The organism is Paraburkholderia sp. CNPSo 3274, assembly GCF_024206475.1.
GTDB lineage: Bacteria > Pseudomonadota > Gammaproteobacteria > Burkholderiales > Burkholderiaceae > Paraburkholderia.
Genome location: NZ_JAMBPR010000156.1, coordinates 1 through 6,803, shown reverse-complemented (window position 1 = coordinate 6,803; position 6,803 = coordinate 1). Strand labels below are relative to the sequence as shown.

Here is a 6,803-nt window from a genome sequence, read left to right as displayed (position 1 = left end):
CCAGGCCGGCCAGGTAGGTTCGACGCCGATCCAGGCGCCGTCGCCGGCCGCGGGCGGCGCGCAGATCATACGCGCCTCGACAGCCGGCCCAGCCTCGCCCGCCCCAACCCAGTCCAGCGACGACCCCATCGCGCGCTTTGCCAACAGCGGCGACTGAAGCGGCCCCGCCACGGCGCTGAGCGGCGCGTTGCTCCTGGCCCGACCCCGAGTCATGCTTCCAGCGGTTTCCTGCGCCCCGCGCCTCTGCTATCGTTTTGGGACCGTTTTTCATACTTTCGCGCAGCGAGGCGACGATGGATCTTGGACTCAGCAAGAAGGTGGTACTCGTGACGGGCGGCAGCAAGGGCATTGGCCTTGCCTGCGCGCGCGCCTTTGCACAGGAAGGCGCGCGCGTGGCGATCGTCTCGCGCGACCCCGCCAATCTCGCGCGCGCCCGCGAGCAACTGGCGAGCGAAGGCCTGCACGTGCACCTCACGCGCGCGGACCTGCACGAAGCGCATAGCGCTGCCGACGTGGTCGAGGAAGTCTCGACCGCGGTCGGCCCCATCGATATCCTCATCAACAGCGCGGGCGCGGCACGCCGCTACGACCCAGAAACGCTCGATGCGGACGCGTTCAGGGCCACGATGGAGGCGAAATATTTTCCCTACATCTACCCGCAGCAGGAGGTGCTGCGCCGCATGGTGCAGCGGATCAAGTCGGGTGAGAGCATGGAGCCCGGGGCGATCGTCAATATCATCGGCATGGGCGGCAAGTTCGCGAGCGACATCCATATCGCGGGCGGCGCGGCCAACGCGGCGTTGATGCTCGCGACCGTGGGCCTCGCGCACTACCACGCGCGCTACGGCATCCGCATCAACGCGATCAACCCCGGCGCCACGCTTACTGAGCGGTTGCAGGAGGCCGTTCAGCTGGAGGCGCAACGCGCGGGCGTCGGTGCGGAGGAGGCGCTGGCGAGCGGCGAATCGAAGGTGCCGCTCGGGCGCTACGCGAAGCCGGAGGAAATCGCCGATGTCGCGCTCTTCCTGGCAAGCCGCCGTGCGGGCTATGTCACCGGCGCGCTCATTCCGATGGATGGGGCGAGCACGCCGCTGATCTGAAGCGCCCGCCGGCGCGCTGAGTCCTTAAAAGCACTGCGGCGCCCGAAGGCGCCGCAGGTTTTACATGAAGCGGTGACCGAGCCACCAGGCGGCAGCGGCCAGTGTGGCCGAGGCCGGTATGGTCAGCACCCAGGCCCAGACGATGTTGCCCGCCACGCCCCAGCGCACCGCGCTGAGCTTCTGCGTCGCGCCAACGCCGACAATCGCGCCGGTGATCGTGTGCGTGGTCGAAACGGGAATGCCCAGCGACGAAGCCGTAAAGAGCGTGAGCGCCCCGCCCGCCTCCGCGCAGAAACCGCCCACCGGCTTGAGCTTGGTGATCTTCTGACCCATCGTGCGCACGATGCGCCAGCCGCCGAACAGCGTGCCTAGACCCATCGACAGATAGCAGCCGCCGATCACCCAGATGGGCGGCGCGTCCGAACCGATCGCCGAGTAGCCCGTTGCGATCAGCAGCATCCAGATGATGCCGATGGTCTTCTGCGCGTCGTTGCCGCCGTGGCCGAGGCTATAGAGGCCAGCGGAAAGCAGTTGCAGGCGCCTGAAGCGCCGGTCGACCTTGCTTGGCGGCGTGCGGAAGTACAGCCACGACACCGTGAGCATGAAGAACGAACCGAGGATGAAACCGAGCAGCGGCGAGATGAAAATGAACGCCACAGTCTTCATGAGGCCGTCGAAGTTGAGCGAGGTCCAGCCCGACTTTGCGAGCGCCGCGCCCACGAGGCCGCCGATCAGCGCGTGCGACGAACTCGACGGAATGCCGTAGTGCCAGGTGAGCACGTTCCAGCCGATCGCGCCCATCAGCGCACCGAACACCACGTAGTGGTCGACGATATCGGGGTCGATGGTGCCCTTGCCTACCGTCTGCGCCACCTTCAGGTGGAACACGAAATAGGCGATCACGTTGAACATGGCGGCAAAGGCCACCGCCTGCTGCGGCTTCAGAACGCCCGTGGACACGACCGTGGCAATGGAATTCGCCGCGTCGTGAAAACCGTTCATGAAGTCGAAGAGGAGAGCGATGGCGACCAGCGTCGCGACCGCCCAGAGAGCGAGTTGTATCGATTGCATCGCAGTCCGCTCAGGCGTTCTCTAGCACGATGCCTTCGATGATGTTCGCGACATCCTCGCACTTGTCCGTGATCGCTTCGAGTAGTTCGTAGATCGCCTTCAGCTTGATCAGGTTCTTGACGTCGTCTTCCTCGCGGAAGAGCTTCGAAATGGCCGCGCGCAGCAGGCGGTCGGCGTCGGATTCGAGGCGGTCGATGTCCTCGCAGGCCTGCAGGATCTCGCGCGCCTGCTTCATGTCGGAGAGGAGCCCCACCGCGAGTTGCACGCGCTCGGCCGTGGCCGTCACCACGTGCGCCAACTGACTCGCCTCGGCGGTCACGGCTTGCACGTCGTAGAGCGAAATGGCCGTGGCGACGTCTTCCATGAGGTCGAGGCAGTCGTCCATCGTCGTGATCAGCTTGTGGATCTCGTCGCGGTCGAGTGGCGTGATGAAGGTCTTGTGCAGCAGGTCGATCGCCTCGTGCGTGAGCTTGTCAGCGGCCTTTTCGGAGGCCTGCACGTTTTGCTTGTGGATCTCGGCGTCAGCGAGGTGATCGATCAGGAGTTCGAGTTCGCGGCTCGCGGAAACGATGCATTTCGCATGCGCATTGAAGATTTCGAAGAACTTGCCCTCGGTGGGCATGAATCGACCGAACATTGGTATCCCGGAAATTGGTCTCGGATTGCCGACACGAAGCGGTAACTTCGCAGCAACCAGGCGGCAAAATAGGCGACAGAGCTAGCTGTCACAAAACGGCAATATTGTATCGTCAGGCGAGAGCTGCCGCATCGATCGGCAGCCGCCAACGCGGCGTTTGCGCCACTTTGGCGCACGCCGCGCAACGTTTCGCGTTATTCGGCGTAGAAGTTCTGCGCCCCGGCGAAGTTGTCGAACTTCGTGTATTGACCGTGGAACGTCAGGCGAACGGGCCCGATCGGACCGTTACGCTGCTTGCCGATGATCACTTCGGCCGTGCCCTTGTCCGGGCTGTCGGGGTTGTAGACTTCGTCGCGATAGATGAACAGGATCACGTCCGCATCCTGTTCAATAGCGCCCGATTCGCGCAGGTCCGACATCACGGGACGCTTGTTCGGCCGCTGTTCCAGCCCTCGGTTGAGCTGCGAAAGCGCGATGACCGGCACGTCCAGTTCCTTGGCGAGACTCTTGAGCGAGCGCGAAATTTCCGAAATTTCGGTCGCGCGGTTCTCGCCCGTGGACGAGCCGCTCATGAGTTGCAGGTAGTCGATGATGATGAGCCCGAGCTTGCCGCACTGGCGCGACAGACGCCGCGCGCGCGAGCGCAATTCCATCGGGTTCAGGCCACCCGTTTCATCGATGAAGATCTGCGCCTCGCTCATTTTCTGCACGGCGTGCGTGAGCTTCGGCCAATCCTCGTCGGTAAGCCGCCCCGTGCGCATGCGGTGCTGATCGAGGCGCCCCACCGAGCCGAGCATACGCATGATGAGCTGCGTGCCCGGCATCTCCATCGAGAATACCGCGACCGGCAGGCCGTACTCCACGGCCACGTATTCGCCGATGTTCATCGAGAGCGCCGTCTTACCCATCGACGGGCGTCCCGCCACGATGATCAGCTCGCCGCCGTGCATGCCGGAGGTCATGCGGTCGAGGTCCACGAAGCCCGTGGGCGTGCCCGTCACGTCGCTCGGGTTGGCCGTGTGATAGAGCGTGTCGATGCGCTCCACGACCTGCGTGAGCAGCGGCCCGATCTCGAGGAAGCCCTGGGTGCCGCGCGCGCCGTCTTCGGCGATCGAGAACACCTTCGACTCGGCCTCGTCGAGCAGCTGGCGCACTTCCTTGCCCTGCGGGTTGAAGGCGTCGGCGGAAATTTCGTCGGCGACGGAAACGAGGCGGCGCAGCACCGCGCGGTCACGCACGATTTCCGCGTAGCGGCGGATGTTCGCGGCGCTCGGCGTGTTCTGCGCGAGCGCGTTCAGGTACGCGAGGCCGCCCACGTCATCCGCTTTGCCCGAGGTGCCGAGCGCCTCGTACACCGTCACCACGTCGGCCGGACGCGTGGCGGCGATCAGCCGGCCAATGTGCTCGAAGATGATGCGGTGATCGTAGCGATAGAAGTCGCTTTGCGAGAGGAAGTCGGCAATCCGGTCCCAGGCCGCGTTATCCAGCAGCAGGCCGCCGAGCACCGATTGCTCGGCTTCGATCGAATGCGGCGGGACTTTCAGCGAGTCGAGTTGGGGATCTTTCGGAGCGTTCATGGAGGGCAATTATCGGACAAGGGGGTGCCTCGAACAAGCTTGAAAACTTGCAACGAGCGTCCAGGCAGCGCGCAACAAAAAAGGCAGAAGCCCTGCGGCTCCTGCCCTTCCTGAGTCTTGCGTCAAACCGTGCGACCTGTAAGGGCCGCACGCAGGTACTTAGGCGTGCTCGCCCAGCACCGACACCGTGACGTCGACGAGGACGTCGGTGTGCAGCGAAACGTGCACCGGGTGGTCGCCCACCATCTTCAGCGGGCCTTCCGGCAGACGCACTTGCGCCTTTTCCACTGCGAAGCCTTGCTTCGTGAGCGCAACGGCGATGTCCGCGTTCGTGACCGAACCGAACAGGCGGCCGTCCACGCCAGCCTTCTGGCCGATCTGGACGGTCAGGCCATTCAGCTTTTCGCCTTCAGCTTGAGCTGCTGCCAGCTTTTCAGCGGCGGCCTTTTCGAGTTCAGCGCGGCGAACTTCGAATTCAGCGATTGCGTCCTTCGTTGCGCGGCGTGCCTTCTTGTTCGGGATCAGGAAGTTACGTGCGTAACCGTCCTTCACCTTGACGATGTCGCCGAGGTTACCCAGGTTGACGACTTTTTCCAGAAGAATGATCTGCATTCTATTGCTCCTTATCGCGTCGTCTTGTTAGGCCTTGTGCTGGTCGGTGTACGGCATCAGCGCGAGGAAACGCGCGCGCTTGATAGCCGTGTCCAGCTGACGCTGATAGTGGGCCTTCGTACCCGTCAGACGAGCCGGCGTGATCTTGCCGTTTTCGCCGATGAAGTCCTTCAGCGTGTCGAGGTCCTTGTAGTCGATCTGTTCGACGTTTGCAGCCGTGAAGCGGCAGAACTTCTTGCGCTTGAAGAGCGGGTTTTGTTGCTGACGACGCTTGTCGAATTTCTTACCAGTCGGGCGGGGCATGATTAGTCCTTTCCTGTGCCTTGCATTTCGGTGATGTGAAACACCAGGGTTCGCGCGTTGCGGTGCTTTTTCGCCAGAAAACCGGTGAAGAGCGCTTCCACGCCCATCTCACAGCTTTCCACGAGACCGCAGGCCTTGCCGGCCGCCACCGCGGGCATCGTGAGCTCGACGAAGCGGGCAATGCCGGCTTCGACGACCTCCGTGCGGTGCTGCAGCGTGACGCTTGCGATCGGAACGCCGGCGGGGGTGTACCGCACCGGTTCGCGTTCGACGACGCTAGCCGTAAGCTGCAGCCTGTTCACGGGGCTAACTTGGGCAAATGAGCTTGAATCCTGATGGCTTGTGTACTTAAGCCTGCGCTTCGGTCGGCTGGGCAGCCGCCTTCTTGGCTTCTTCGCGCTGCACTTCCTTCATCATCGGCGACGGGCCGGTTTCGGCCTTCTTCAGCTTGACGATGAGGTGACGCAGAACAGCGTCGTTGAACTTGAACGCGTGTTCCAGCTCGTCGAGCGTGGTCTGGTCGCATTCGATGTTCATGCAGACGTAGTGAGCCTTCGCGAGTTTCTCGATCATGTAGGCCAGTTGACGACGGCCCCAGTCTTCGATGCGGTGGATCTGACCACCGTGCGAGGTGATCGTGCCCTTGTAGCGCTCGATCATGGCGGGCACCTGCTCGCTCTGATCGGGATGCACGATGAAGACGATTTCGTAATGACGCATGTATCACTCCTTGTGGATTAAAGCCACCCGGGCGTCGGAACCGGTGCGGCAAGTGAGAAGCCGAAGATTGTAGCGCGGATGGGCTACGCACGCAACACAGATCGTGCGTTTCGACGATGAATCGAGCGTGTTTTCAATGACTTGCGCGGCGGGGAGTGCCCGGAGCGCTCCCGCCGCGCTCGTGTGAGACGACAGCCTAGCTGCCTGCCGCCTCGCTCGCGCCCGCCGCGAGCCTTGCGTCGAGCGCCGCGCGCAGGCCGTCGAGCGCGTCCGCGCCGGCGTCCGTCACCGCCCACCACGTCATGCCCGCCGCCTGCCAGCGCCGGAGCGCGTAGCCTTCGCTCGATCCCGGCGGCGCGGCGCCCGAGACGGCCGGTCCGCTCGCGCCCGGCGGGAACACATAGACGTCGATCACATGCTTGCCATAGCGATAGACGAGCACGGCAACACGTTCGCGCCCCACATAATCGAGACGTCCGCCCGCCAGCGCAAAGCCCTGCCGCGCCAGATCGAAGACAGGCGGCGCGTAGTCGATCCGGCCGTTGAACCACGGCTTCACGGTATGGCGGTCCGTCGAGATCACGTCGATGTCGCGGCCCGAAATCTGGGCTCGCACGTGGCTCGACACGAGATCGTCGACGAAGGCCGTCTCAGCGGCCGGGCGGCGCAGATGCACTGTGGCGGTCACAGCCAGCGCACAAAGAATCAACACCGCGCAGCCGAACCACGCGAGGGTGGCCGCGCGCGGACCCGCGTTGACGGACGGAGCGCCCCAGCCACGCC

General features: G+C 63.9%; 9 protein-coding genes and 1 pseudogene. 2 read left to right on the top strand and 8 right to left on the bottom strand.

Features of this window, described 5'->3' with window-relative positions:
- Positions 1-157 (top strand): annotated as a pseudogene (locus M3I54_RS43105) (peptidoglycan endopeptidase); the annotation flags it as partial.
- Positions 158-293: 136 nt separating this feature from the next.
- Complete coding sequence (locus M3I54_RS43100) at positions 294-1,100, top strand: SDR family oxidoreductase (RefSeq protein ID WP_254346455.1); 807 nt, start codon at positions 294-296, stop codon at positions 1,098-1,100.
- A gap of 60 nt (positions 1,101-1,160) precedes the next feature.
- Here M3I54_RS43100 and M3I54_RS43095 read toward each other — a convergent pair whose 3' ends face one another.
- The 8 genes from M3I54_RS43095 to M3I54_RS43060 form a co-directional block, all read right to left on the bottom strand.
- Positions 1,161-2,171 (bottom strand): inorganic phosphate transporter, encoded by a 1,011-nt coding sequence (locus tag M3I54_RS43095; RefSeq protein WP_254346453.1) that lies wholly within the window; start codon positions 2,169-2,171, stop codon positions 1,161-1,163.
- 10 nt (positions 2,172-2,181) lie between these two features.
- On the bottom strand, positions 2,182-2,808 hold the full coding sequence (locus tag M3I54_RS43090; protein ID WP_254346450.1) for a DUF47 domain-containing protein: 627 nt from the start codon (positions 2,806-2,808) through the stop codon (positions 2,182-2,184).
- A 194-nt stretch (positions 2,809-3,002) separates the two neighbouring features.
- Positions 3,003-4,385, bottom strand: coding sequence for a replicative DNA helicase (locus M3I54_RS43085; protein WP_028204900.1), 1,383 nt, complete (start codon positions 4,383-4,385; stop codon positions 3,003-3,005).
- A gap of 159 nt (positions 4,386-4,544) precedes the next feature.
- Positions 4,545-4,997, bottom strand: coding sequence for a 50S ribosomal protein L9 (rplI, locus tag M3I54_RS43080; protein WP_028209951.1), 453 nt, complete (start codon positions 4,995-4,997; stop codon positions 4,545-4,547).
- 27 nt (positions 4,998-5,024) lie between these two features.
- Positions 5,025-5,300 carry a 30S ribosomal protein S18 gene (gene rpsR, locus M3I54_RS43075; RefSeq protein WP_027797225.1) on the bottom strand — a complete coding sequence of 92 codons (276 nt, stop codon included), beginning with the start codon at positions 5,298-5,300 and terminating at the stop codon, positions 5,025-5,027.
- Positions 5,301-5,302: 2 nt separating this feature from the next.
- Positions 5,303-5,602: a primosomal replication protein N gene (priB, locus tag M3I54_RS43070; protein ID WP_028216786.1), complete on the bottom strand. Its 300-nt coding sequence runs from the start codon at positions 5,600-5,602 to the stop codon at positions 5,303-5,305.
- A gap of 46 nt (positions 5,603-5,648) precedes the next feature.
- Positions 5,649-6,020 carry a 30S ribosomal protein S6 gene (rpsF, locus tag M3I54_RS43065; RefSeq protein WP_254346448.1) on the bottom strand — a complete coding sequence of 124 codons (372 nt, stop codon included), beginning with the start codon at positions 6,018-6,020 and terminating at the stop codon, positions 5,649-5,651.
- A gap of 196 nt (positions 6,021-6,216) precedes the next feature.
- Positions 6,217-6,803 (bottom strand): anti-sigma factor family protein (locus M3I54_RS43060; RefSeq protein ID WP_375542319.1); only part of this gene is annotated, 587 nt, incomplete at its 5' end.

Excerpts from the sequence above, each read along its gene's own strand:
- M3I54_RS43085 (WP_028204900.1), bottom strand. The coding sequence starts at position 4,385 with ATGAACGCTCCGAAAGATCCCCAACTCGACTCGCTGAAAGTCCCGCCG.
- rpsR (WP_027797225.1), bottom strand. The coding sequence starts at position 5,300 with ATGCCCCGCCCGACTGGTAAGAAATTCGACAAGCGTCGTCAGCAACAA.
- M3I54_RS43095 (WP_254346453.1), bottom strand. The coding sequence starts at position 2,171 with ATGCAATCGATACAACTCGCTCTCTGGGCGGTCGCGACGCTGGTCGCC.
- M3I54_RS43100 (WP_254346455.1), top strand. The coding sequence starts at position 294 with ATGGATCTTGGACTCAGCAAGAAGGTGGTACTCGTGACGGGCGGCAGC.
- rplI (WP_028209951.1), bottom strand. The coding sequence starts at position 4,997 with ATGCAGATCATTCTTCTGGAAAAAGTCGTCAACCTGGGTAACCTCGGC.
- M3I54_RS43090 (WP_254346450.1), bottom strand. The coding sequence starts at position 2,808 with ATGTTCGGTCGATTCATGCCCACCGAGGGCAAGTTCTTCGAAATCTTC.
- rpsF (WP_254346448.1), bottom strand. The coding sequence starts at position 6,020 with ATGCGTCATTACGAAATCGTCTTCATCGTGCATCCCGATCAGAGCGAG.